The organism is Epilithonimonas sp. KH_059, from assembly GCF_057838485.1.
The window spans coordinates 1368821-1394015 of record NZ_CM174468.1 but is presented as its reverse complement, the minus strand read 5'-3'; the positions used below and the strand labels follow the sequence as shown (position 1 = coordinate 1394015).

Annotated in this window: 16 protein-coding genes and 1 pseudogene; 13 read left to right on the top strand and 4 right to left on the bottom strand. The window is 39.2% G+C overall.

Going from position 1 to position 25195, the window contains the following annotated elements; translation table 11 throughout:
* The first annotated feature begins 255 nt into the window (after positions 1-255).
* The 5 genes from rimP (at position 256) to AC3IRX_RS06555 (ending at position 9653) form a co-directional block, all read left to right on the top strand.
* A complete protein-coding gene (gene rimP / locus AC3IRX_RS06575; protein ID WP_489209083.1) occupies positions 256-723 on the top strand; it encodes a ribosome assembly cofactor RimP in 468 nt (155 codons plus the stop codon).
* A gap of 66 nt (positions 724-789) precedes the next feature.
* Positions 790-2025 (top strand): transcription termination factor NusA, encoded by a 1236-nt coding sequence (gene nusA, locus AC3IRX_RS06570; RefSeq protein ID WP_489209082.1) that lies wholly within the window; start codon positions 790-792, stop codon positions 2023-2025.
* Positions 2026-2084: 59 nt separating this feature from the next.
* Complete coding sequence (infB, locus tag AC3IRX_RS06565) at positions 2085-4958, top strand: translation initiation factor IF-2 (protein ID WP_489209080.1); 2874 nt, start codon at positions 2085-2087, stop codon at positions 4956-4958.
* Between the two features lie 328 nt (positions 4959-5286).
* Positions 5287-8208 (top strand): SusC/RagA family TonB-linked outer membrane protein, encoded by a 2922-nt coding sequence (locus AC3IRX_RS06560; protein WP_489209078.1) that lies wholly within the window; start codon positions 5287-5289, stop codon positions 8206-8208.
* A gap of 20 nt (positions 8209-8228) precedes the next feature.
* Positions 8229-9653 carry a RagB/SusD family nutrient uptake outer membrane protein gene (locus AC3IRX_RS06555; RefSeq protein WP_489209077.1) on the top strand — a complete coding sequence of 475 codons (1425 nt, stop codon included), beginning with the start codon at positions 8229-8231 and terminating at the stop codon, positions 9651-9653.
* Between the two features lie 236 nt (positions 9654-9889).
* Here the strand turns inward: AC3IRX_RS06555 and AC3IRX_RS06550 are convergent.
* Positions 9890-11058, bottom strand: a pseudogene (locus tag AC3IRX_RS06550) (IS4 family transposase).
* A gap of 324 nt (positions 11059-11382) precedes the next feature.
* On the opposite strand from AC3IRX_RS06550, the gene AC3IRX_RS06545 reads away from it, so the two are divergent.
* The 6 genes from AC3IRX_RS06545 to pckA all read left to right on the top strand — a co-directional run bounded on the left by AC3IRX_RS06545 (position 11383) and on the right by pckA (position 20420).
* Positions 11383-13302, top strand: a complete 1920-nt coding sequence (locus AC3IRX_RS06545; RefSeq protein WP_489209075.1) for a putative porin — start codon at positions 11383-11385, stop codon at positions 13300-13302.
* A gap of 4 nt (positions 13303-13306) precedes the next feature.
* On the top strand, positions 13307-14893 hold the full coding sequence (gene bshC, locus AC3IRX_RS06540; RefSeq protein WP_489209074.1) for a bacillithiol biosynthesis cysteine-adding enzyme BshC: 1587 nt from the start codon (positions 13307-13309) through the stop codon (positions 14891-14893).
* Between the two features lie 37 nt (positions 14894-14930).
* Positions 14931-16853, top strand: coding sequence for a LysM peptidoglycan-binding domain-containing protein (locus AC3IRX_RS06535; RefSeq protein WP_489209072.1), 1923 nt, complete (start codon positions 14931-14933; stop codon positions 16851-16853).
* Positions 16854-16891: 38 nt separating this feature from the next.
* On the top strand, positions 16892-17770 hold the full coding sequence (gene fabD, locus AC3IRX_RS06530) for an ACP S-malonyltransferase (protein WP_489209071.1): 879 nt from the start codon (positions 16892-16894) through the stop codon (positions 17768-17770).
* A gap of 9 nt (positions 17771-17779) precedes the next feature.
* Complete coding sequence (locus AC3IRX_RS06525; RefSeq protein ID WP_489209069.1) at positions 17780-18685, top strand: GYDIA family GHMP kinase; 906 nt, start codon at positions 17780-17782, stop codon at positions 18683-18685.
* A gap of 130 nt (positions 18686-18815) precedes the next feature.
* Positions 18816-20420, top strand: a complete 1605-nt coding sequence (gene pckA, locus AC3IRX_RS06520; RefSeq protein WP_489209067.1) for a phosphoenolpyruvate carboxykinase (ATP) — start codon at positions 18816-18818, stop codon at positions 20418-20420.
* A 54-nt stretch (positions 20421-20474) separates the two neighbouring features.
* Here the strand turns inward: pckA and aroQ are convergent, their stop codons facing one another.
* Together aroQ and AC3IRX_RS06510 are read right to left on the bottom strand one after the other, a co-directional pair.
* Entirely contained in the window at positions 20475-20891 is a 417-nt protein-coding gene (gene aroQ, locus AC3IRX_RS06515) for a type II 3-dehydroquinate dehydratase (protein WP_489209066.1), read from the bottom strand.
* Positions 20892-20944: 53 nt separating this feature from the next.
* The gene (locus AC3IRX_RS06510) at positions 20945-22219 is read right to left on the bottom strand and encodes a chloride channel protein (protein WP_489209065.1); all 1275 of its coding nucleotides are present in this window, start codon (positions 22217-22219) and stop codon (positions 20945-20947) included.
* Between the two features lie 138 nt (positions 22220-22357).
* Between AC3IRX_RS06510 and AC3IRX_RS06505 the strand changes: the two genes are divergently transcribed.
* Positions 22358-22762, top strand: a complete 405-nt coding sequence (locus AC3IRX_RS06505; RefSeq protein WP_489209063.1) for a hypothetical protein — start codon at positions 22358-22360, stop codon at positions 22760-22762.
* 415 nt (positions 22763-23177) lie between these two features.
* Positions 23178-23543: an SRPBCC domain-containing protein gene (locus tag AC3IRX_RS06500; protein ID WP_489209062.1), complete on the top strand. Its 366-nt coding sequence runs from the start codon at positions 23178-23180 to the stop codon at positions 23541-23543.
* 861 nt (positions 23544-24404) lie between these two features.
* On the opposite strand, the gene AC3IRX_RS06495 is transcribed toward AC3IRX_RS06500, so the two are convergent.
* Positions 24405-25070, bottom strand: a complete 666-nt coding sequence (locus tag AC3IRX_RS06495) for a toxin-antitoxin system YwqK family antitoxin (RefSeq protein WP_489209061.1) — start codon at positions 25068-25070, stop codon at positions 24405-24407.
* Between the last annotated feature and the right edge of the window lie 125 nt (positions 25071-25195).

Below are 25195 nucleotides of genomic sequence, written 5' to 3'. Positions count from 1 at the left end.
TTTCTTATATTTAATTCAGTTTTCAAGTTTGTTCGGTTTCTATTATATTGAATATAAGTGAATTAGTGGCGCACGTGACAAAGCATTGTCTTTTTCAAGATTTACTTCGTTTTCTTCCCGTGGATACGCCTAGCGCATGGGTTAATCCATTAATTTTGAAGTTACTATTTATTTATGTATCTTTGCCGAAGATTTAGAGAACAGATGAAAAGGCCTTCGCGTAGAAAGCCTTTTTTCGTTCGAAATATTTTGAACATGGAATTTAAAAAGCAGATTGAGCAGTTATTGAATGATTTTCTAGAGCAAAGAGAAGATTTGTTTCTGATAGATTTGAAAATTTCAACCTCTGATGAGGTAAACGTCGTGTTAGACGGAGACAATGGCGTAACTCTGCAAGATTGTCTGGACGCTAGTAGGGCGATCGAATTCAATCTAGACCGCGAAGAGCGAGACTTTAGTTTGCAGGTAGGTTCCGCAGGACTTAGCGAACCGCTAACGAGACCAAGACAATTTCGTAAAAACATTGGACGTGACTTAAGCGTGGTTCTTCAAGATTCAACGGAAGTTGAGGGAGAACTTAGCCGTGTGGAAGAGGATAAAATAGCCTTAATCCTACGCTACCGAAAACCCAAAGAAATTGGAAAAGGAAAAGTGGACGTGGAAGAAGAACGTGAGATTTTACTCACAGACATCAAGAAAGCCACCGTCGCACTTAAATTTTAAAACGGACTGCTTTAAAAAAGCAGAGAAAAGAAAAGGCAACATGAAACTTTTAATAAGAACAAAGTAATGGATAATTTAGCTTTAATTGAAGCGTTTGGCGATTTTAAAGATGAGAAAAGTATCAGTAAAATTGACCTGATGGCCATCATCGAAGATTCCCTAAAAACGCTACTAAGAAAGAGATACGACTCAGACGATCATTTTGATGTGATTGTAAACCCAGATAAGGGAGACTTTCAAATCTTCCTAAATAAAAAGATTGTCGAGGATGAAATGTCTGAAGACGACGATTTGGAAATTGAGATTTCGCAAGCGAAAAAAATAGATCCTACGTTTGAGGTTGGAGAAGATTTCACCATGGAAATTCCCGTGGCGCAGTTAGGTAGAAGAAATATCTTAACTTTGAAGCAGATTTTGGCTACCAAATTGCAAGAACATAACAATGCGCTTCTTTATGAGCAGTTCCACGATCGAATCGGAGAAATTGTGGTGGGAGAAGTTCACCACATTCGCCACAAACATGTGATTCTTTTAGATGACGATGGAAATGAGTTTATTCTTCCAAAAGAAAACCAAATTCCTTCAGACTTTTTTAAGAAAGGAGAAAACGTAAGAGCCATTGTAGAGAGTGTTGATTTTAAGGGGGCCAAACCTCAAATTATTGTCTCTCGTACCGCTCCTAAGTTTCTTGAGAAACTTCTTGAATTGGAGATTCCAGAAATTCAAGACGGAACGATTATTTTGAAGAAAGTAGTTCGTATCCCGGGTGAGAAAGCGAAAATCGCTGTAGATGCATACGACGATAGAATTGATCCAGTAGGTGCCTGTGTAGGGGTGAGAGGATCTAGAATTCACGGAGTAGTTCGTGAATTAAGAAATGAAAATATAGACGTGATCCAATGGTCTAAGAATCCTGAAATAATGGTAAAAAGAGCCCTTGGGAATGTCACTGTCAATAAAATAGAAATTAATCCAGACTCGGGATACGCCCTTGTGTATACACCGGTTGAGGAAATTTCGAAAGTGATCGGTAAGCATGGACAAAACATTCGTCTTGCTTCCTGGTTAAGTGATTTTGAGATTGATGTGTACCGTGAGACCGTTGAAGAAGACGACGTTGAATTAAGCGAGTTCTCTGATGACATCGAACTTTGGATCTTAAATGAATTTAAAAAAGTGGGTCTTAACACTGCAAAAAGTGTCTTGGACAAAGACACGGACAGTTTGATAAACATGACTGACCTTGAAGAGGAGACCATAGAAGAAGTGAAGCAAATTCTTAAAGAAGAATTTGAGGATTAAGAAGCGATAAACTCTAGTTCACTTCGAAGCCCCATTAAAAACAAAAGTTAAAAGTATAAATGCCAAAAATTAGATTAAATAAAGCGGTTAAGGAGTTTAATATCTCGATGTCAAGGATGGTGGAATTTCTACAGTCTAAAGGTTTCGAGGTCGAAAGCAACCCGAACGCTCAATTAGAAGAAGCGGCATATTCTGCATTGGAAGCTGAGTTCGCCAAAGACGGGGAACAAAGAAAAGCATCCCATGAGGTTGTCATCTCTAAGGTTCCAGAAGAGAAGCTAGAACTAGAGGAGACGAAGCCTGAGGTCATAAGAGCCAAAGCTAGTCTAAAGCCAGAAACGAGAATTCTTGGTAAAATTGATTTGGAAGCAGCTTCAGGTACTCCCGTGGAAGCACCTGCTCCAAAAGCAGAAGAAAAGCCCGAGGCACCCGTGGAAAAAGAGCCAGAGGTGATCAAAGCGGCCAAAACCGAATTCAATGTGCTTGGAAAAATCGATCTCTCTAAGATTGATAGTTCTTCTAAGCCAAAGCCGAAGACTCAACCCAAAGAGGCAAAACCAACCCAAGAGGTGAAAGAAGTGAAAGAGCCCGTAGAATCGAAAGTGGAAAAAGTGGAGGCGCACGCTGAGCCGGCGAAACCTGAAGCGAAAGAGCCCGTGAAAGAAGTGGTAAAAGAGCCCGCTACACCGGCAAAAGACACAGTGGATTCTCCGGAAGGACATGAGTCTGAAATGCTTAAGACACAATATAAGAAATTAGACGGTCCGAAAATTCTTCAACAAAAAGTCGATCTTACTCAATTCCAATCGAAGAGTAAAGATGCTGCAAATAAGAAGAAGAAAAGAAAGAGGATTGAAAAACCGGCTACGCCAGGAACACAAGCTTCAGGCGGCACCGGAAATCAAAACCGTCCGAACCAAGGAGGAGGAAATCGCCCGAACCAAGGGGGAGGTCAGAATCGTCCGAATCAAGGGGGAGCCAAAAAAGGCACAGGTCGTCGCGGAGAGCGCGTGATGCCGGTTGAGCTTACCGACGAGCAAGTTAAAAACCAAATTCGTGAAACTCTAGAAAAGCTTACCAACAAAGGAGGTAAGAGCAAAGGAGCAAAACACAGAAGAGATAAAAGATCCGTTCGACGTGAGCAAGACGAGCTACAGCAAGAGATTGACGCGCAAGACAGAACCTTAAAAGTAACCGAATACATTACCGTAGGAGAACTTGCTTCTCTTATGGATGTAAGCCCAACGGAAGTGATTTCCACTTGCTTCTCTCTAGGAGTAATGGTAACCATGAACCAAAGGTTAGAAGCGGATACGCTTCAATTGGTTGCGGATGAATTTGGATACAATATTGAATTCTCGGATGCAGACCTTGAAGAGGCTGCGGAAGAAGAAGTACCAGACAGAGAAGAAGATCTTTTACCTAGAGCACCAATTGTGACCGTAATGGGGCACGTTGACCACGGTAAAACTTCCCTTCTGGATTACATTAGAAAGGCCAATGTAATTGCGGGAGAATCCGGAGGGATTACCCAGCATATTGGAGCGTACAATGTAAAATTAGAAAACGGTCAAAGAATTACATTCTTAGATACGCCAGGTCACGAGGCCTTTACAGCGATGAGAGCTAGAGGGGCGCAAGTCACCGACATTGTAATCGTTGTAATTGCCGCGGATGATGACGTGATGCCTCAAACCAAGGAAGCGATTGCTCACGCACAGGCAGCAGGTGTACCGATGATTATTGCAATCAACAAGGTTGATAAGCAAACCTCCAATGCGGATCGTATTCGTGAACAACTTTCGGCCATGAATATCTTGGTAGAAGATTGGGGAGGGAATGTTCAAGCTCAGGAGATTTCTGCAAAATTTGGTACCAATGTAGACCAACTCTTAGAAAAAGTTCTATTGCAGGCGGAAATGCTTGAACTAAAAGCAAATCCAGATAAAAATGCACAAGGGGTCGTGATTGAAGCTTCCCTAGACAAAGGTAGAGGTTACATTTCTACGGTATTAATTCAATCGGGAACTCTGAAATTAGGAGATTATGTACTCGCGGGGAAAAACCACGGGAAAGTAAAAGCCATGTTGGACGAACGAGGGAAAACCATGGAGGGTGCCGGACCTTCAATTCCAGTCACTATTTTAGGACTTGATGGAGCGCCTACTGCAGGGGATAAATTCCGTGTTTTTGCAGATGAAAAAGAAGCGAAATCAATTGCAAACAAACGAGAGCAGCTTCAAAGAGAACAATCGATACGAACCAAGAAACACCTTACATTAGATGAAATTGGAAGACGTATTGCTCTTGGAGACTTTAAAGAACTTAACATTATCCTGAAAGGGGACGTGGACGGTTCAGTAGAAGCGCTTTCGGATCAGTTGCAAAGACTATCGACAGAGGAAATTCAAATCAATATCCTTCACAAAGGAGTAGGTCAGATCACAGAATCCGACGTGCTTCTCGCTACAGCATCAGATGCCATCATGATCGGATTTAACGTTCGTGCAGGAGTCAGTGCAAAAGAGATTGCGGACAGAGAAGAGATTGAGATTAGAACCTATTCTGTTATCTACGATGCGATTGATGATGTGAAAGAAGCGATGGAAGGGATGTTATCTCCTGAAATACGTGAACAAGTCATTGGAAACGTCGAAATCCGTGAAGTCTTTAAAATATCGAAAGTGGGCACCATCGCAGGATGTATGGTCCTTACTGGAAAAGTCACTCGTAACTCGAAAATCAGACTTCTTCGTGACGGTATCGTGAAACACGACGGTCATCTCGAGAGTTTGAAACGATTTAAAGATGACGTCAAAGAAGTAACGAAAGGTTACGAATGTGGACTTAATATAAAGGGATACAACGACATAGAAGTTGGCGATGTACTAGAAGTTTACGAAGAAATTGCAGTCAAGAAGAAACTTAAATAGTTTTCTTTATGATACTATTAAGAAACCAGTTGAGAAATCAGCTGGTTTTTTTTGCTTTACATGTGAAGTACTATTGTCGTAAGGTTCTGAAAAATAGCCATATGCGATTATTTGTAATCAATATAAATAAGAAATAGTATTGTAAATTTCAAATATTTGCATATCGCAAAAACCGCTAGTAAACTGACATAAAATGAGGGTTAATATTCAATTTTCCGTAAAAAGGTAGGAGCTTTCCTATCAATGAAATATGTTAATATTAGAAAAGTTTGCGTGTGTTAAAATTTTTTAACATATTTGCGGAAATATAATATTAAATTTTGTTAATATGAATGTAAAACTACAGGTGTTAACCGCAGGTGCGCTATTCTTTTTGGGTAGTCAAACGGTATTAGCACAAAAAGATTCTCTTAGAACACAGAATGTTGAAGAAGTAGTGGTTGTTGCTTTTGGTAGTCAAAAAAAGGAGGCGATCGTCGGTTCCGTTGCGACTGTTGATAAGAAGACCATCGAAAGCCAGCAAGCGACTAGTGTACTAAGTGCCTTGCAAGGGACTGTTGCTGGGGTAAATGTAATTTCTACTGGTGGTATGCCAGGAGATAATCCAACTATTTACATTAGAGGTATTTCGTCTATCAACGCAAGCGCTGAACCTCTTATTATTGTAGATGGATCCCCTTACGGTGGAAACTTAAATTCAATTCCACAAGATCAAGTTGAATCATTAAGTGTATTGAAGGATGCTTCTGCAACTGCACTTTATGGATCAAGAGCTGCAAATGGGGTTGTGATTATTACTACTAAAAAAGGTAGACTAAACTCAAAACCAAGAGTTAGTGTAACATCGCTTGTAGGTGTGTCTACATCTGCAGTTAAGTTTCACGAAACTTTAGGGGCAGGAGATTTCTTGAAGGGTACATGGGAAGCCTTGAAGAACAATGAAATGTATAACAACGGTGCAGATGCTGCAACAGCAGGTCAATTTGCATCAAATCAGTTAATCAATAGACTAGGATACAATCCATATGATGTTGCAAATCCGGTAGATGCAAATGGAAATATCGTAAACGGGGCTAATCTTCTTTGGGATACGGACTGGAAAAAAGCGATTATAAATGAAGCTGCTATCAAGCAAGAACATCGTTTTAATCTATCTGGAGGTAGTGAAAACACAACTTACTTTTTAGGAGCTGACTACTTAGACATGTATGGTAACGTGAAAACTTCAAGATTCGAAAGACTTGGATTTAGAGCGAATGTAGAATCCAAAGTGAACAACTGGTTGAAAGTTGGATTGAATTCTTCATTTACATCTTCTTCACAAAACTATCCTACACAGTCAGGTAGCACGTACCAAAGTGCTGTTCAGTGGATTTATACAATGCCTAATATTTTCCCTCTCTATATGAGAGACGAAAGTGGTTCATTTATCTATGATACATTTGGTAATAAGCAGTATGATTACGGAAATAACGCTTCTTCTGGAAGATTACTTAATGCGCAAAGAGGTACATTAAATAATGAAAATGCTGTAGGTGCACTTTATAACTACCAAGTAAGAAATAATCGCTATGACGTTTTTGCAAATGGATTTGCAGAAGTAACATTTACTGATTATTTAAAATTAAGATCTCAGGGGTCTTTCCAATTGTATACATACGACAGCTATGAATATAGCCACTATGCATATGGAAACGCTGAGAGTGTAGGTGGTCGTGTTTCTCAGGGAAGAGACCTTGCGAAAACAATTAACTGGACAAACAGTTTAAACTTCAATAAGAAATTTGGTTTACATACTGTAGATGCTCAAGCAATTTTTGAAATCATGGATTATCGCTATGATGCTTTAAGTGCACAAGGTACAGGTTACTTACCAGAAGTATATGTACTTAATGGTTCTACAGTTCCAGAAGGAGTGGGAGGTTACATCAACCAAGAAAGACTTGTTGGTTATTTAGGAAGAGCTGCTTACAACTATGCTAATAAATATTTTGTTGAAGGTTCAATACGTACAGATGGTTCAACAAGATTTGCTCCAGAAACTAGATGGGGAACCTTCTATTCTGTTGGAGGTGCATGGGTAGTCAGCAACGAGAATTTCTTCCAAAATGACGTAATGAATCATTTAAAACTAAAAGCATCTTATGGTGAGCTTGGTAACAATGCGACATCAAGCTACTTCCCTTATTTATCTGTGTACAATACGGGATGGAATCAATTAGATCAAACGGGTATCCTTTTAGGAGGTGCAAGAGATTACTTCTTAACCTGGGAGAAAACAGCGTCATTTAATGCAGGAGCAGAGCTTGGATTCTTCAACAACAGAATTACTGCTGACGTGGATTACTTTAACAAGGAGTCTATTGACCTTATCTACGCGAAGCCACTTCCTGGTTCAACAGGTAACACTTCCATCACAACAAACGTAGGAGCATTAAGAAACTACGGATGGGAATTTAGTATCAACTCACTAAACTTTGATACAGATAAATTCACTTGGAGAACTAACCTAAACATGACTTTCGAGAAAAATGAAATTACTGAGTTAACTCAAGATTCATTCATCAACGGAACTAAGAGATGGGAAGTTGGACGTTCTCTTTACGATTTCTTCCTTGCAGAATGGGCTGGTGTTGATCCTCAGACGGGAATGGGAACATGGTATCATACTGTAACCGATGCGAATGGTAATGAAACGAGAGAAGTTACTTCAGATTATAATTTAGCAAACCTAGAAGAAAGTCGTATTTACACAGGTACTTCTTTACCTAAATTCCGAGGAGGTTTAACAAATAACTTCCGTGTAAGTAATTTCGAACTAAACACATTGTTTAACTTTGCATTCGGAGGTTCAATTTATGACTCTACGTATGCAGGATTAATGAGTGGATTCTCAAGTGATGGTAGACAGCAGCATGCGGATACTAAAAATTCTTGGAAAAACCCAGGAGATATTACGAATGTACCGATGAATATTGCGTCCAACAATCAGAATACGTCACAATCAACAAGATTCTTGTTTGACAATGATTATATCAGATTAAAGGCTGTAACTTTAGGGTACAACGTAAACAAAGATCTAATAGAAGGAATGGGACTTAACAACCTTAAGATTTTCTTGCAAGGAGATAATCTATGGACTTGGCAGTCGCATGAAGGTATTGATCCAGAACAAGGTTTATCAGGAACGACAAACAGTAGATCCTACAACCTACGAACTATTTCGCTTGGTGTCAATTTTGGATTTTAATAAAAAAAGAAGTTAAAACAATGAAAAATATAAAATTAATTTTACTAGTACTTTTGATTGGTTTTGTTCAATCATGCCGTGAAGAATACTTAAATGAACCTGCGCCGACAGACACGGTTACTCCTGATGTGGCATACGGTTCTTATGAAGGAGCAAAAGCACACATCGCTGGTATTCTTAGAAGAACACGTGGGCAGTTTACCTCGACCGACTCAGGTAATTTAGGTGCGATGTATTTTGCACGTGAAAATAAAGGGAACACTACAATAAACAATGGAAGCTGGTTCGCTTTCGACTATGAAAACGATAACAGAGAACCTAACTATAGACGTACTGTTTTTACTTGGAATTTCCCTTATTCGTTAATTAATCAAGTAAATGCTTTTATTCAAGGAGTGGAAGAAAGTACAGCGATTAGTGATACAGAGAAAAATGAGTTATTAGGACAGGCGTATACAATGCGTGCTTACTTTTATTTTGAATTGAGCTTAGAGTTCCAGCATACTTATTCTTTTGATCCTTCACTGCCAGCTCCTCCGATCTATACGGATGCAGGTGCATTAGAAGGTAATCCAATGAGTACAATGCAGGAAATGTACAAATTCATCACTGATGATTTAGAAAAAGCAATTTCAATTGGTACTAACGCAAGAGATAATAAATCTTATTTCAACAAAGCAGTAAGCTACGCTGTTGCAGCAAGAGTGTATCAGGTGATGGGTGACTGGACAAAAGCAGGGAGTTATGCAAAATTAGCATACGGTGGTAGCGCTGCAGCTGCACTAAGCCCAAGTTTCTATCAGTCAGGATTTGATAGCATGGATGAAGGTGTGGAATGGTTATTAGCAGATCCACAGACTGCAGACCAATCTACATATTATTATTTAGCACCTCATGGTTTCTACACAAGAACAGAAAGTGCTTATAATAATACGTTTATAAACAAATCGTTTGTTGCCTTATTTTCAGCAACTGATGTTCGTAACCAATTTGCAAAAACGCAAGCAGGTATTACCGATTATAGAGAATGGTACACAAAGAAGTTTAGATTCGCATTTGATGCCGATTTAGCCCTTATCAGAACTCCTGAAATGATCTTAATTGAAGCGGAAGCGCTTTATCATACAAGCCCATCTGCAGCACACGATTTGCTTTATACATTGCAAAAGAACAGAGATCCACTGGCTGTAAAATCTAGCAGTACTGGACCCGCTTTGTTAGAAGAAATTTTAACAGAAAGGAAAAAGGAATTGTATGGAGAAATTGGTGTAGAGTGGTATGATGCTAAAAGACTTAGAAGAGGTATACCAAGAGATTCTTGGCACCGTGTGAATTTAGCAAACAATCCTATGATGCCAGATGATAAGAGATTCTTCTTAAAGATTCCTCAGGCAGAACTTGATGCAAATCCAAACATTGATCCTGCAATTAATGCGAATCGTTAAGATTTGAGATATAATATTTGTAATTTGCAAATGATATGCGCCCTATTTAAAAGTAGGGCGCTTTTTTCTCAGCGGCGCATGGAACTTACGGGGAGGTGAAAGTTCACGTTGGGGATGTATTTGCTAGCGGTTAGCTCAAAATATTTTTATGTTTTTTAGCAATCCTGTCCTAAGTAAAATTTGCACATAGCAAATCTGACCATTTCATTGAGTTTAGGCTATGAAATGGTCTTTTTTTAAAATAGAACCCCTTGTATTGATTTTGGAGGTGGTTCTATATACTCCTCGAAGGGCTTGTCTAGCCATTTTTGCAAGTCAATTTTAACAAAGAGATTCAATCGTATAAAGGCTACTAAATTGGATAAATACCAATCAAATTCAGAACTTGCTTTTAAGACTTTTAGGATCAGAATGGTAATTAATGCCGTCCAAATTTGAATCATCACTGCATTCTCTGATGTGCCTATAAATGATTTGATATGAAGCAATTGTTTTATGTCTCTGAAAAATATTTCTACTTGCCATCTGCTATTATACAATTCGCTAATCGTGTTGGGAGACCAAGAAAATTGATTGGTAATAAGCTTAATAACTTGTTCATTAGCTTCATCCCAAACCGATACTCGTCTTAATTGGTTTGGATATTTAATTTTTGAAGACTCATTTTTCAACTCAATTAATTCATCTTTTAAGATGTGGTGATGGCGATTTTCGGGCAGTTCATTTTCCTTTTTCGTGGTAAATTGCAAATTCTCCTTGTGCCTAATTACAAAAAACACTCCGCTGCTGTCCCAGACGTTTAGAAGAGAAAAATCATTGTAAAATCGATCTGCAACAATGACACTACCTTTTAAAAGGGGAATCTCGTAAGCTCCTTTGTTGTCGGCTGTTTTTCCGTTCGTGATATTAATGTAAGCGGGTAAATTGCCATCAAAATCAAGCAGTGTGTGCATTTTGACTGCACCTTTAGCGGTCTTATATTTTGCCCAATCAAACAAGCTTAAGCACAAACTGATCGTCGAGGAGTCTAATAAAAAATCTTTGACTTAATTCTGAATTTGACTTGTTTAAAATTAGGATGCTGTCCTAAACTTTGGAGCAGTTGAAAATATTACTCTTTAAAGAGTTCATGCGAACGATTTTTATTTTGATAACTAATTGAAGATTTTGATGGTGCTTTGTTGATTCCAAGATGATTTAAGTTTCCTGTAGCACTGCGAAGTCCGTTGCTAATATCACGAACAGACTGGCTCTTGGCAAATTGGCAGAAGAGCATTGAAACCAAATGATTCCAACTACTGAATCCTTTGTTGTGTTTGTCCGTTTCTTTCTTGGCAACTAATTGGTTGAATTTTGATCGGTCTAATTTTGAAATTATTTGAGAAAACAGTGTTATATTTGCCATAAGAGGGTGGTTTTTTGTTGTGCAACTCAAAGATAACTGAGATACAAAACTTAACCCTCTTTTTTTCTCTTTTTTTAAACGTTTAGGACGCTATTGTTTTTTAGTCCAAATACGATATCACTGAATGTACTGCCGGCCAATCATAGTTGCTGGATTTGGTTAATTCCACAAACCGAAATCAACAATTCAAAAGGTGTGGTCACCCAGAATGATTTGTAAAAAAATGGATCATTAAATTTTTTCAATGAACCTTTTAGACCTCGTCAAATGACGGGGTCTTTTTATTTGATTTGATTTCTTAAATTTGCAGTAGATTCCCATTTGATGAAATACATAATTTGCTTTCTATTTCTAGCGGTTGGTCTTAATGCACAGGTTGTAAACAAGACAGACCGTACAATAAACAATTCCGATACGCTGGTAGTGGACAACGGTGAAAAGGATTCCATGAAGATCTTTAAACCTACCATTGAGGATTATCGTTTTAGGACGCAATATGGGGAGACCAAGGTCTTCGATACTACCTTTACGGCAGATCGAACCTTTAAATTTTCACAATACAATAACCAGGATAATTTCGGTAAGATTCAATTTGCCAATATTGGATCTGGGTTTCAGGATTTGGTCTTAACAAGAAAGAAAGAGCAGGCTCTGACCTTACTACCAAGTAATAAGTCTCATTTTTATTTGTCAGAAGAACAAATCAAATACTACGATGTAAAAACACCAACGACTTCTTTTATTTACCATACCGCAATGCGTAACGGTGCTGCACTGCAATCCACCTATACACAGAATGTGGGAAAGAATTTCAATTTTGCTATCGAGTACATGGGGCTCCGATCCCAAGGGTTTTACACCAATAGTTTAGCCGCAAATAACAATACGCTATTCTCGGCGCATTATCGATCGGAAAACGGCAAATACGAAGCATTTGCGCATTACATCCATCAAAATGTAAATAACGAGGAGTACGGTGGAATTCGAGATTTAGATTTGTTTTTAGGAGGCGATTCAAGATTTAACAACCGCGAGAACCTAGAGGTGAATTTGAACAATTCGGATTCCCGGTTTTCAGCAAGACGGTATTATTTGAGTCAAAGTTTCACACCTTTTAACCCAGAAAAATACCCCTTTAAGCTTCGTCATACAATCATGCACCAAGGAAATAAGCAGTATTTTAATCTAGGTGCAAACGATATCACTTACTTTGAGATGCTTCAATCCGGAAGAGATCTGGGCAGTAAGACCTATTCCAACAATTTAAGCAACACGGTCAGCCTTGTTTTTGATAACGAAAAATTCAAATTAGATGCTGGGGTCAGACATCAGAATTTAACCTTGGGAAGTCTAAACGAAATTTCAGAAACAGGACTTTTCGCAGGAGAGGAGTGGAGTGAGAGCCGATTAGGAGCAGTAGGAAACTTGCAGATGGATCTTTGGGATAAATTTCACTTGCGATCGGGTGTAGAGTTCTCCAATGGAAAAGTGTTTGGCAATTACCTCAGAGTGGACAACAATTTGAGTTTTGAGCCTATTAAAGAGTATATCGTGGATGCTCACGTGAATTTCCAAAGTGCGGCTCCAAGTTTTAATTATCTGCTAAAGGCTTCCCCGATTGTCAATTACAATTACGCCTTGAAAGGTTTCAATAATGAAAGCGTACTAGAAGTTGGAGGTGTAGTGGGTCTTAAGTGGTTTGATGCCAAAGCGCTCGTAAATTATTTAAGGATTGATAATTACACCTATTTTAGTTCCGTCGGACAACCTAACCAAGCTGAAAGTTCACTGGATGTGACGCAAATCGGAGGAGAAGCCACTTTTTCTGCAGGTAAATTCCACCTCAATGCCAAGCTTTTATTTCAAAGCGCGCTTGGGAATAAGGACTTGTTTCCAATGCCGGATTTTATAGGAAGAGCGAATGTGTACTACAAAGCTCCCGCGTTCAAAAATGCAGCGCAGGTAATGACAGGACTTAAAGTTTACTATTTCTCAAAGTTTAATTCTAGAGAATATTCGCCTGTGGTTAGTGAATTTATTTTGCCAGGTGCATCCGGCTATGCCATCGGAGGAGAACCCATAGTGGATGTTTATTTTAATATGAAAGTAAAAACGATGCAATTTTTCATTGAAGGTCAGAATTTAACCGCTACTTTTATGCAGAATAAATCTTACACAGCTCCTTTTTATCCTCTATACGATTTTAGATTAAACATAGGAATCGTATGGAATTTATTTCATTAATATTTTGAAAAACATCACCCACATACCTTTTACGCAGATCGACAGCATTCCAAAGTTAATTAAGGATTATTTGGAGGGCGATTTAGAGGCTTATAGTGCGCAGCGCTTTAGCCTCGAGAATTTTGCAAAGCAAATCGAAAAGAAGAAAAATTCCTTTTCGAATTCAAGCAGAGAAATTCTTTCTGAGGTTCTATTTGACCAGCACAAAGAGCTTGAACTTAGCGAGAAGCAAACGACGAATCTTGAGCTGATCAAGGGAGAGAATACATTTACGGTCGTTACAGGGCATCAACTAAATTTGTTTACAGGTCCCGTCTTTTTTGTTTATAAAATTTTGCAAACCCTAAAAACGGCTGAGTTTTTAAAAGTAAATTTTCCGCAGTATAATTTTGTTCCCCTATTTTGGCTTGCCAGTGAGGATCATGATTTTGAAGAAATAAATCATTTCAAAACAAGAGATGAGTATTATGAACTAAAGGCGAAATCGGGAGGGGCTGTAGGACGAATTGAAGTAGAGGAGCCGTTTTTTATTCATGAATTTCAAAAGCAGTTTGAACATTCTATTTACGGAACGGAATTAATTCGTTGGATGAAAGAGGCGTATGAGAACGGTACGAGTCTAACCGATGCGACCAAGACCCTTGTAAACCGCTTATTCTCTGTTTATGGACTTCTCATGGTGGACGGAGATGAACACCGCCTTAAAAAAGCCATGATTTCCACGTTTAAAGAAGAGTTGGAGAGCGAAGCTCTATTCCAGCATTCGAAGAAAGAGGTAGAAACGATTGTAGATACCTACGGCAAAGCGCAGGTTAACCCAAGAGAAATCAACCTTTTTTACCTTTCAAGTACTCGCAATCGGATTCAGAGTAGTTTAGAGGGGTTTGAGATCGTGGATACAGAGCTTAAATTCACGAAGGAGGAACTTTTTAACGAATTGGAAAAGCATCCTGAACGATTTAGCCCGAATGCACTCATGAGACCTGTATATCAAGAAACGGTCCTTCCGAATCTGGCTTATATTGGTGGAAATGCAGAAATCATGTACTGGATGGAGCTTAAATCCTATTTTCAGCATTTAAATTTAGATTTTCCCCTTTTGATTCCGCGCAACTCGTTTTTAATGATATCGGAAAAGACGCTCGGCAAAATTGAGCGTATGGATTTGCATGTGTCTGATTTCTATAAGAATTTTGCCCAGGTTGTAAATCGTAAATTCCTCGTGGAATCCCAAGTTCATCCTACGCTTACCGAGCAAAAAGAACTGCTTATAAGAGGGTTTGAGACCCTTAAATCTAGAGCCTTTGAAACTGACAAAACCTTTTTGAATTTGGTTCTTGCGGAAGAGAAAAGACAGCTTCGTTCTTTCGATAAAATGGAGAAAAGACTTCTGCGCGCAGAGAAAATTAAGCACCATGAAAAATTAGATAGACTTGAGCAGTTGTTTTTGGAGGTTCATCCGGGTGAAAACTGGCAGGAGAGGGTCTTTAATTTCAGTGTCTTCTACTCTGAATTTGGCAGAGATTGGCTCCAAAATTGTTACCTTCAGATGGAAGTTGAAAAATCGGGTGTGAATATCCTGATGATTTAATTTGAAAGCGTTATTTTTGCAAGCAAGAGACACCGATATGATAAAAAGATTCCTACTATTATCTGCCTTTGTGTTAGGTTTTGGGGCGAGTGCCCAAGACACGCACATCGTCATAAAAGGGGACACGCCATATAATATTTCAAAAAAATACGGCCTGTCTATTAATGAATTGTACCGATTGAACCCTTCCGTTGTTGAAGGGACTATCAAACTTGGTGATGTACTTACCGTGACTCGCGGTAGCAGTCAAAATTCTGTACAAAGTAGCACGGGAGCCTCTACAGGTGTCATTGTTCTTCAGCCGAAGCAAACCATTTACGGAATCACAAAAACCTATCGTATTTCTGAAGCGGATTTAAGAAAACTAAATCCAGAGCTCGACTCTCATATGAAAATTGGAGATAAGGTCGTACTTCCTCTTGAAAACATTAGAAAATACGGTACGGAATCTGCCGTAGTCGTTAGCGCGTCTAATGTAAATACACAACAACCTAGTGCACCTGAAGAAGTAAGCGATCTTTTGCAAGGCCAAGAGCGTTACGAAGTGCAGCCTCGAGACAATTATTATCGAATTACCCGAAAGTTTAAGCTGACACAAGCCGAACTTTTCTCTCTTAATCCTGGGCTTGAATCCAAAGGACTTCAACCTGGAGATTTTCTGGTCGTGAGTACAAGCTCGAAATCCTCTGGCGATTCCGTTCCGATGACCAAGATTGAGCCTGCCGTTACTGAAAGCGTACCGGTTACGACTGTTAATAGAGAAGATGCCCTCGAAGAGTCGGGTGATTATCTAACCTATACAGTACGTAGTGGAGACACTGTTTTTGGGATTTTGAATGAATTCAAAATTACACTAGATCAATTGCTTTCCTTAAATCCCTCTTTAAGCGGTGGACTAAAGGCAGGAATGGTTCTAAAAATTAAATCTATAGATCCACAATACGTCAAAAAAGCAGGCGACCAATTAAATGTGGTCCTAATGCTTCCGTTTGGATTTGATGCAGGGGATAGCAAATACCGTAGTTTAGCAAGTGACTTTTTAAGCGGTGCAAAACTTGCCATTGAGCGCAGTGCTGCCGGTGGGCAAAAGTTGAACATTAATGTAGTGGACTCTGGAAATGATGCCAGTTTCAAAAATAGTTTGAGCCAAATTCAGAAGGAAAACACTGATTTGATCATCGGACCCTTCTTTAAATCAGGAATTGTAGAGGTGCTAGATTATGTGAGCTCTTCAAAGATCCCAGTAGTGGCACCCTTTGCGAATACAGAAGATTTGTATGGGCACAGCAATTTAATTATTGTAGAAACGAAAGAAGACATATATGCCGATCGCATTGTGGAGGAAGCTGTAAAAGTATACAGCAACCAAAAGGTGTATATCGTTGCAGACTCTGACAAAACACAGGCGAACCGAGTAAAAGCTGGTCTAGAGAAATCCCTTAGAAATGCTTCCATTTCAATCGTGACTTCGGTCGCCGATATTGTAAGCGAAACCAATATGATGACCGGGCAGCCTACACCTGTAATTGCCATTCTAGCCTCCAATAATGATTCTCTTGGAAAAGCATTTGGTGAGCGCATGATTCAAATGTCTAAGGAGATCAAAGGCAATCGTGCCTTTAGCCTTTACTACAATAGTATCTTCGAATCTCAAATGGACGCTTTAAGCCAAGCCAATCTTGTGTATTTGATGGATAGAAAGGTCAATATGGAGGGGAAATTTGAAAAAGAAATTTTAGCGGCCTACGAAACGAAGTATTGTAAGAGTCCATCGAGATATGCAATTATCGGGTTCGACGTGGTCAACGATATTCTAAGCAGAGAAAATAAAAACGGGGAAGTTTTTAAACAGATAGACAAAGTGCAGACTCAACTTGCAACCAAGTTCGAATACGTCCGTGCAAAACGAAATGGGGCCTATATCAACACCGGATACCGTGTGGTACGATTGGTGCCTTAGGAGCAAAAAAACATAACCCTTGATTTACTAAATTAATTATGAAGAAAGCATTAGTGTTTCCCGGACAAGGGTCACAATTTGTCGGCATGGGAAAGGAATTGTATGATTCTAGAAAAGACATCAAAGATTTGATGGAGTATGCAAATGAGATTCTAGGGTTTAATATTCTATCCACGATGTTTAGTGGAACGCAAGAAGACTTGACCAAAACAAGCATTACGCAGCCGGCAATTTTTATTCATTCTGTGGCGGCTGTAAAAGCGATAAACGCATTAGGAGCAGAGATGGTGGCCGGGCATTCGCTTGGAGAATTCTCCGCTTTGGTGGCTAATGGTGTCTTGTCTTTTGAAGACGGACTAAAATTAGTTTCGGAACGAGCTCAAGCCATGCAGGACGCTTGCGATAGCAATCCAGGTTCTATGGCTGCTATTTTAGGTCTTGACGATACCCTTGTCGAAGAAATTTGTGAACAAATTGACGGAATCGTGGTCCCTGCCAATTACAATTGTCCAGGACAATTAGTGATTTCGGGAGAAACTGCGGCAGTTGAATTAGCGTGTGAGAAGCTAAAGGAAGCGGGCGCCAAAAGAGCACTTATGTTGAGCGTCAATGGAGCCTTCCATTCTCCGCTTATGCAACCTGCTCAAGACCGTTTAGCCTCAGCGATTCAAGCGACTAAATTTAGAAAGGCTACCCTTCCTATTTATCAAAATATATCGACTTTGCCGGTAACGGATGAGAAGCAGATTAAAGAGAATTTAATTTCGCAATTAACGGGTCCCGTAAAATGGACGCAAAGCGTTCAGAACATGGTGAAGGACGGTGCTACCTTATTTATGGAAGTAGGACCGGGTAAAACGTTGCAAGGCTTAATTCGTAAAATTGATTCTGAAGCGCAAGTGACTTCCGCAATTTAATTTTGTCCCATGGAGTCTTTTTTCTCACCAGGAAAGCTCTTACTTACCAGCGAATATGTTGTACTCGACGGCGCACTGGCCTTAGCCGTTCCTACAAAATGGGGACAAGAACTTTGGTCAGAAGAGGAGTCTGATTCAAAATCACGCATTTATTGGGAAGCGTATCACCAAGATACCTTGTGGCTTCGCTGTGAGATTGAATATGCCACATGGCAAGTGGTAAGTACCAATAATCCCGAGGCCTCTCTATTCGTGGTGAGCGTTCTACAATCGGTTCAAAAAGCATCCTCAAAGGTACTGCAAGATACGCGCTCTTACCGTTTAAAAACTAATTTGCAGTTCCCTTCTGATTATGGACTTGGAAGCAGCTCCACACTCATGACTAACCTTGCGAATTGGGCTAAAATCAATGCGTTCACTTTAAACGATCGGGCTTTAGGGGGAAGTGGATACGATATTGCAGTAGCTCAAGAGAAGCATTCGCTTCTTTTTCAGATTCAAGAATCGAAAAGAGTCGTGCAGCCAATCGATCTCGATTTTAAGTTCAAAAATGAGCTTCTTTTTATTCATTTGAATCAAAAACAAAATTCAAGAGAAGGGATAAAGCATTATCGAAATAAACCGATTAGCACGAACCTGGTGTCAAAATTTACAGATATCACAAAAAAGATTACCGTTTCTCAAACTCTTGAGGAGTTTTCTATGGTCCTAAATTTGCATGAAGATTTGCTTTCCTCCCATTTAGAGCTTGATACAGCCCGAAATCTGCACTTTGCGGACTGCCCTACCTTTGTAAAAAGTCTGGGTGCTTGGGGGGGCGATTTTGTATTAAGTGCCAAATTTGAGGGTTATCAGAGCTATTTTCAGCACAAGGGTTTTCCAACTTATTTCGAGTGGTCAGAATTAATCAATTGATAATAAGAAAGTTACAGTAAATTTGTAATTTTGTAATATCTGATTAATATCATTACCTTCCCCATGTGAAAAGTTTTCAATAAGTGTAAATTTGGATTCTTGAAAGAAAATCGAAAAAAAAAGTAATTTTATGAAAAACAATCAAATCATTCAGCAGCTGCATGATATGGGAATCAAGGGTTATGAAGAGATTATTTACAATCCGTCCTATGAAACTCTATTTAAAGACGAAGTCTCTAGTGAGAACCAAGGTTTTGAAAAAGGAGTTTTGACGGAATCAGGAGCTATTTCGGTGCAAACTGGAGAGTTTACGGGACGTAGTCCGAAGGATCGCTATATTGTTCTAGATGACGTAACAAAAGACACTATTTTTTGGGATGGAAAAGTAAACATTCCAACCACAAGTGCGCTTTTCGGACACTGTAAAGATTTGGTTGTAGAGCAACTTTCTAAAGCAAAAAAACTATACGTGGTGGATACCTTCTGTGGTACCAATCCAGACACGAGACTAAAAGTAAGATTTATAATGGAAGTGGCTTGGCAAGCTCACTTCGTAACCAATATGTTTATCCGTCCTTCCTCGTTTGAGCTTGAGAAGTATGGAGAGCCTGATTTTGTAGTAATCAATGGATCGAAGACAACAAATCCAAATTGGGAAGAGCAAGGATTAAATTCTGAGAATTTTGTCATGTTCGATTTAACGGAGAAAATACAAATTATTGGAGGTACATGGTACGGTGGAGAAATGAAGAAAGGAATGTTCTCTATTATGAATTACTATTTGCCTTTAAACGGAATTGCTTCTATGCACTGTTCGGCTAACGTAGGGGAGGAAGGAGACGTTGCTTTATTCTTCGGTCTTTCAGGGACAGGGAAAACCACACTTTCTGCAGATCCAAAACGTTACTTGATCGGAGACGATGAGCACGGTTGGGACGACAACGGTGTCTTTAATTTTGAAGGGGGGTGCTATGCAAAAGTTATTGACCTTTCTGAAGAGAAGGAGCCGGATATTTTCAAAGCGATACGCCGCGACTCCCTGCTGGAAAATGTGGTAGTGGATGAAAACGGAGTTTGTGATTTCACGGACAAAAGTATCACGGAGAACACAAGAGTATCCTACCCAGTTCATCATATTTCAAAAATAGTTCTTCCTTCAAAAGCAGGACATGCTAAAAAAGTGGTTTACCTTTCTGCAGATGCATTTGGAGTACTTCCTCCGGTATCCATTCTAAATGAAGAGCAGGCTCAATACCACTTCCTTTGTGGATATACCTCTAAATTAGCAGGTACGGAAAGAGGAATTACGGAGCCTAAACCTTCCTTCTCACCGGCATTTGGAGAAGCTTTCCTTACGCTACACCCTACGATATACTCTAAAACCCTAATTGGGAAGATGCATGAACATGGAGCAAAAGCTTATCTTGTGAATACAGGATGGAACGGAACAGGAAAACGTATTTCCCTTAAAGATACAAGAGCGATTATTGATTCCATCATTGACGGATCGATTGATTCGGCAGCGAAAGATGTAATCCCAGTAATGAATCTTGAGATTCCTAAAGCGCTCCCTAATGTATCCGAAGGTATCCTAGATCCTCGCTCTACGTACGCAACTGCTGGGCAGTGGGAAGAGAAGGCAAAAGATTTAGCAGCACGCTACATTAAGAATTTTGAAAAATACACGGATACAGAAGAAGGTAAGAGACTGGTTGCAGCAGGTCCGACCCTGTAATCCTGTTGATCATAAAAAAATCCTCCGTCTTACTAAAGATGGAGGATTTTTTGTTTAGGCCTTGTCTTGTAAGCTGAGCACGGCCAATCGGTAGCCTTGCATACCAAAGCCAGATATAAGTCCTTTCACATAGGGAGCTGTAACCGATTTGTGTCGGAACTCTTCCCTTGTGTATATATTGCTTATATGCACTTCGATTTTGGTTTTTTGACAATTCTTTAGGCAATCCGCCAGCGCGTAGGAATAATGAGTGAAAGCGCCTGGGTTCATAATCAAGGCATCAAAATCCTCTTTTTGGATCCGATCAATTAATTCCCCTTCCGAATTGGACTGAAAATACTGAAATTCATACTGAGAGAATTCAGTTTCTAGCTCACTTAAAGTACTCTCCATGCTTTGGGTTCCATAGATGCTGGGCTCCCTAGTGCCTAGTAGATTTAAGTTGGGTCCGTTAACTACTAATATTTTCATATTCAAATTTAAGGAAATATTGATAAGAATTAGTAAAAGAGGATGGATTTGACCTACGAATGAGTTTCTTCCGATAAAGAAGGGGGCATCTGGTAGGTATATACGTTATAAGGAAAGATCCATTTTGAAAAATAATTTGCACTGACAGAGCCTACAAGGATAGGAAGTGCCAACGTGAATCCATTTGGAACAAGGTTGCAAATTAAAAACAGGGCGGTTAGGGGTGCGTATATACTGGCAGAAAGCATAGCCGCGGCGCCTACAAGCATGAAATTTAAAGGGATAAGTGTGGTTCCAAAGAATGTGTTGCAGAACAGCGCGAACGCTAATCCTAGAAAGCCTCCTGCGACAATGCTAGGTGCAAATACTCCCCCATCTCCACCAGCGCCTAGTGTTAGAGCTGCTGCTAAGGGTTTAATAAAGGCGAGTATCACTAAGGTAACGATGGCGTAGGTTTCTGGATTTACAGCCAATTCATTTAGCCCATGGTAGCTATCTCCATATAAAATTGGAAAAAGAAAGAGCATGCTCCCAACGCTGAGAGCTCCTAAGTTCACTCGAATGAAATTGTTGTTGATTCCAGAGAAAAATTGTTTAAGTCTTGTGACTAGGAATGTAAAATAGATTGACATGAGAGCGCCAAGAACTCCTAAGATTGCCATAAAAGGAATCGCTCCCCATTTCCAATCGCTCACACTTACAGGAATGATAGGCGCACTTTCGAGAATGTTTAGAAGACCCCATGAGACTAAGGCTGCTGCGGTACAACTTAGAATAATTGTTTTGTTGAGTCGACGCGCAATGACCTCCACTGCAAATAGCCAACCTGCAATAGGACTATTGAATAGAATTGCTACCCCCGCACATACTCCGGCGCAAACAAGTTCGCGTTTGTACATTTTGGCAGAGAATTGCCATTTATAGATTCCATTCCCAATGGTTGCGGAGGCGACCACAGTAGAAACTTCGACTCCTGTAGACCCACCAAAGATCACAGTAAGAAAACCGTTAATGTAATGAGAAGGAACTTTGAACCAAGGCAAGTGCTCTTTTCGAAGGTCTAAGGTTTTGTAAATTTCTTGAATTCCTTTGTTTCGTCGATTCTTGAATACGTATTTCCTCAGAAAGTAGATTGCGGTAATCCCCACCGAAGGAATTATAATAAAAAGCAGATAGCTTTGTAATTTTATGAAATGAAAAATATGTTCTTGAAAATATTCCGTAATTATCTTCAGAGAATAAGCCATAAAAGAAGCTAAGACTGCGATTAATGCGGCTGCAAAAATTAATCGGAAGTAATACTGTCTTTGAATGGTGACTCTGTTCATGATTATCTGAGAATTAAGCTGCAAAGTTACATTATCTATTTCCGAATCGGAAATTATCAGATATTCAATTCTAGGAGAATATACTGGACTTTGTGCTGCTTAGCGAAATTTGACTAGCTTTATGAAAAAGCAATAAGTATGAAAAATCGAAAACAGAGATTGCGCACATTTACCGTTGCCCAGAAGAGAAAATCTTCAGAAGATTCACCAAAGTTGACCACATCTACCAAAGTAGAGCAGAAACCATTGTTTCTAATTCTGCAAACGATTTACTTTGACCCGATCATTGCAGGTGAAAAAACCATTGAATACAGAGAAGCCAGCCAGCACAATATTTCAAGGTTGTGCACGAAAGACAGAATCGGGCGGATAACCGGATTTAGAAACTATGAAAAGGTGATTTTTCAAGCGGGTTACAAAAAGGAAGCAAAACGGTTGACAGTTGAGGTCGTTAAAATGGAATATTACGGTGGAATCATTGAAATTCACTTGGGCAATGTTTTAGAAAAGAATTACGTGGATCAGACCTCAGTACTCAAATAAGAAATATAGTCGCTAAAGTAGTCCTCCAAGAAGATATCTAAGAACTTATTCTCTTCAGACGACGCAAAAGATTTAACGATCAGACAGTCACGATCCATTGTGCGCAAAGGAAAGAATAAGTAGAGTGAGTATTTTTACTGGAAGATAGGGTCGCTTATGAACTGCTCTCAGATCTTATGGATTGACCCATCATGGTCGAAACTAGGAGAGTTTCTTAAAATTTTTTTCTGCTCCGTTTCTCCTTTTACTACCTCGATTGACTTCATCTTCAGTGCTATACTGTTTAAAATTTGGCTGCATTCTTGCATTTTTTATTAAAATATATTATCACTTTTAAAATAATCATACGATGAAGTTTCAAACCATTGACCAAACGGTCCAAATCAATGCCCCCGCACAAAAAGTGTGGTAAGTAATGTGGGATAAGAACCATTACAAAACATGGGCTGCAGCGTTTACACCAGGTTCTCACTATGTAGGCGATCTGAAAACAGGAGGTCGCATCCAATTTCTAGATCCCAATCAAAACGGAATGGAAAGTAGGATAGACTCAATAATCGAGAACAAAGAGATTACCTTTCTTCACCAAAACGAGCTAATGGCAGGTAAGGAAGGGCGTAGCCTCGGAAACATGAGTGAGAGTTACACGCTAGATGAACAGGATGGTATTACTACCTTAAACGTAAAAGTCGAGATGCCTGAGGAATATTGTACTGAAATGGAAGGAGCTACTAAAAAAGCATTTCAACTGCTTAAACAACTTGTCGAGAGTGAGGGGTAGGGACTAATGCCTAAATTATTTTGCACCAGTTGGCGTATAAGAACCAGCAAAGGCATGTTTTTGAACATAAAAAAAGCGGATTAAAAATAATCCACATTTTTAATTGTCGCCTTAGCGGAATAATCATTTAGTATTAAGCGGATAATTTCAATGTTGTGTTAGGGTAACTCTCGGAGTGCCCACCGGATTACTAATCTTTAGTATAATGCAAATATTTATATATTAAATAAGAAGGAGTCAAAGTAGCGGTACTATTCAACGGAAAACCGCTAAAATGACTGGGATCTTCTGCTGTGCAGTTCATCTGGTGATTCGGCCGTTTAACTGTCAAGTAGGATATAACTACATGGGGTTTTATATCGATAATTTACTTCGGGGTTTCATAACACACCTCTCTACCATTCTCCCAATAACAATAAGGTTTGCTTTTTTCCTGAGATGCCACTGGGTCAGCACGTTCACATGAATACATGCTTAATATAATGAGACAAAGGACTGTTGAAAACGGTTTCCATTTTTTGAAGGCTATACAACTAAAGATGTTTTGATGTTTTCTAATTGATTTTTTCATGTTAGTGTAGATTTATGGTGAATATCTGACGAGATTTTAGTTAATCGTTTGTCTGTTCTTGTGCGTCACAAAGTTTTCGTGGTTGTTGAAATGATATGTCGAATTGTGTGCTTTTATCATTTTCATAAGTCGCAAACGGAAAGGCCTTAAAACGCAAATCAACTTTACCAGAGTGAATTTTCATTTTAAAAAATCAAGCATTCTTCTGAAAAATTCTATTCGAGCGGTGTCGATACGGTTTTGGTCTGCTTTCATAAAACATTACGAATGTGCTGAATACTGAGATTGGTTTACTTTAGTTCTGAACTGACAAGCTTTCCCATTTTCCAAAGCTGCACTATTTCTAATTTTCCCTTATCATCATATAAGATTACTTCACCATCTAATACAGACTCTTTATTCGAATTTATTTCATATCGAGCGGTGACGGATAAAATGCCATTTTCGTAATATTCTTTCCAGTCGCCAGTTTGTTTGCCATCACGGAAACTGCCTACAAATTCCAGTGTTCCGTTTTCATGATATATTTTCCACTCACCTTGTTGCTCTTCTCCTAAACCGATTCTGCCGGTTCCTCCGTAAGCTCCAGAAGCTTGCAAATTTCCATTTTCATGAAAGTATTTCCACAAACCTCTTTTATAACCGACTTCATAGCTTCCTTTCGCTTTCAATTGACTGTTTTTATAGTAGGATAGCCACTCTCCGATATATAATATAGGTTTTCCAAAAGTTCCCTTTTCCACCTCCCCAATTTTTTCAATCTGCCCATTATCATAATAAAATGTCCAAATACCTACTGGGTTTTCGTTAGTATCATAATACAATATACTTGCTATTTGGCCATTTTCATGAGAGCTGATTACTTTTCTCGGAGGCTGAGCTTTAACAGAGCTATAACACATAAGTGCAATTATTGTAAGCACATATAGGATTTTCCGCGAGATATAAATTTTCATTTTATTTATCGTTTTTTTTTAATTGGATGTCAAGTTTTTTCAGTGGCCAAATGCACTCTCGTTTACTGATTTCCGATCGATGTGCAAGCGCCAAAGGTGCGGGTAATGTGGCTGCTTATGCAAAC

Excerpts from the sequence above, each read along its gene's own strand:
- infB (WP_489209080.1), top strand. The coding sequence starts at position 2,085 with ATGCCAAAAATTAGATTAAATAAAGCGGTTAAGGAGTTTAATATCTCG.
- AC3IRX_RS06545 (WP_489209075.1), top strand. The coding sequence starts at position 11,383 with ATGAAATACATAATTTGCTTTCTATTTCTAGCGGTTGGTCTTAATGCA.
- AC3IRX_RS06555 (WP_489209077.1), top strand. The coding sequence starts at position 8,229 with ATGAAAAATATAAAATTAATTTTACTAGTACTTTTGATTGGTTTTGTT.
- fabD (WP_489209071.1), top strand. The coding sequence starts at position 16,892 with ATGAAGAAAGCATTAGTGTTTCCCGGACAAGGGTCACAATTTGTCGGC.
- AC3IRX_RS06500 (WP_489209062.1), top strand. The coding sequence starts at position 23,178 with ATGTGGGATAAGAACCATTACAAAACATGGGCTGCAGCGTTTACACCA.
- AC3IRX_RS06560 (WP_489209078.1), top strand. The coding sequence starts at position 5,287 with ATGAATGTAAAACTACAGGTGTTAACCGCAGGTGCGCTATTCTTTTTG.
- AC3IRX_RS06510 (WP_489209065.1), bottom strand. The coding sequence starts at position 22,219 with ATGAACAGAGTCACCATTCAAAGACAGTATTACTTCCGATTAATTTTT.
- AC3IRX_RS06535 (WP_489209072.1), top strand. The coding sequence starts at position 14,931 with ATGATAAAAAGATTCCTACTATTATCTGCCTTTGTGTTAGGTTTTGGG.
- nusA (WP_489209082.1), top strand. The coding sequence starts at position 790 with ATGGATAATTTAGCTTTAATTGAAGCGTTTGGCGATTTTAAAGATGAG.
- rimP (WP_489209083.1), top strand. The coding sequence starts at position 256 with ATGGAATTTAAAAAGCAGATTGAGCAGTTATTGAATGATTTTCTAGAG.
- AC3IRX_RS06495 (WP_489209061.1), bottom strand. The coding sequence starts at position 25,070 with ATGAAAATTTATATCTCGCGGAAAATCCTATATGTGCTTACAATAATT.
- AC3IRX_RS06525 (WP_489209069.1), top strand. The coding sequence starts at position 17,780 with ATGGAGTCTTTTTTCTCACCAGGAAAGCTCTTACTTACCAGCGAATAT.
- pckA (WP_489209067.1), top strand. The coding sequence starts at position 18,816 with ATGAAAAACAATCAAATCATTCAGCAGCTGCATGATATGGGAATCAAG.
- aroQ (WP_489209066.1), bottom strand. The coding sequence starts at position 20,891 with ATGAAAATATTAGTAGTTAACGGACCCAACTTAAATCTACTAGGCACT.
- AC3IRX_RS06505 (WP_489209063.1), top strand. The coding sequence starts at position 22,358 with ATGAAAAATCGAAAACAGAGATTGCGCACATTTACCGTTGCCCAGAAG.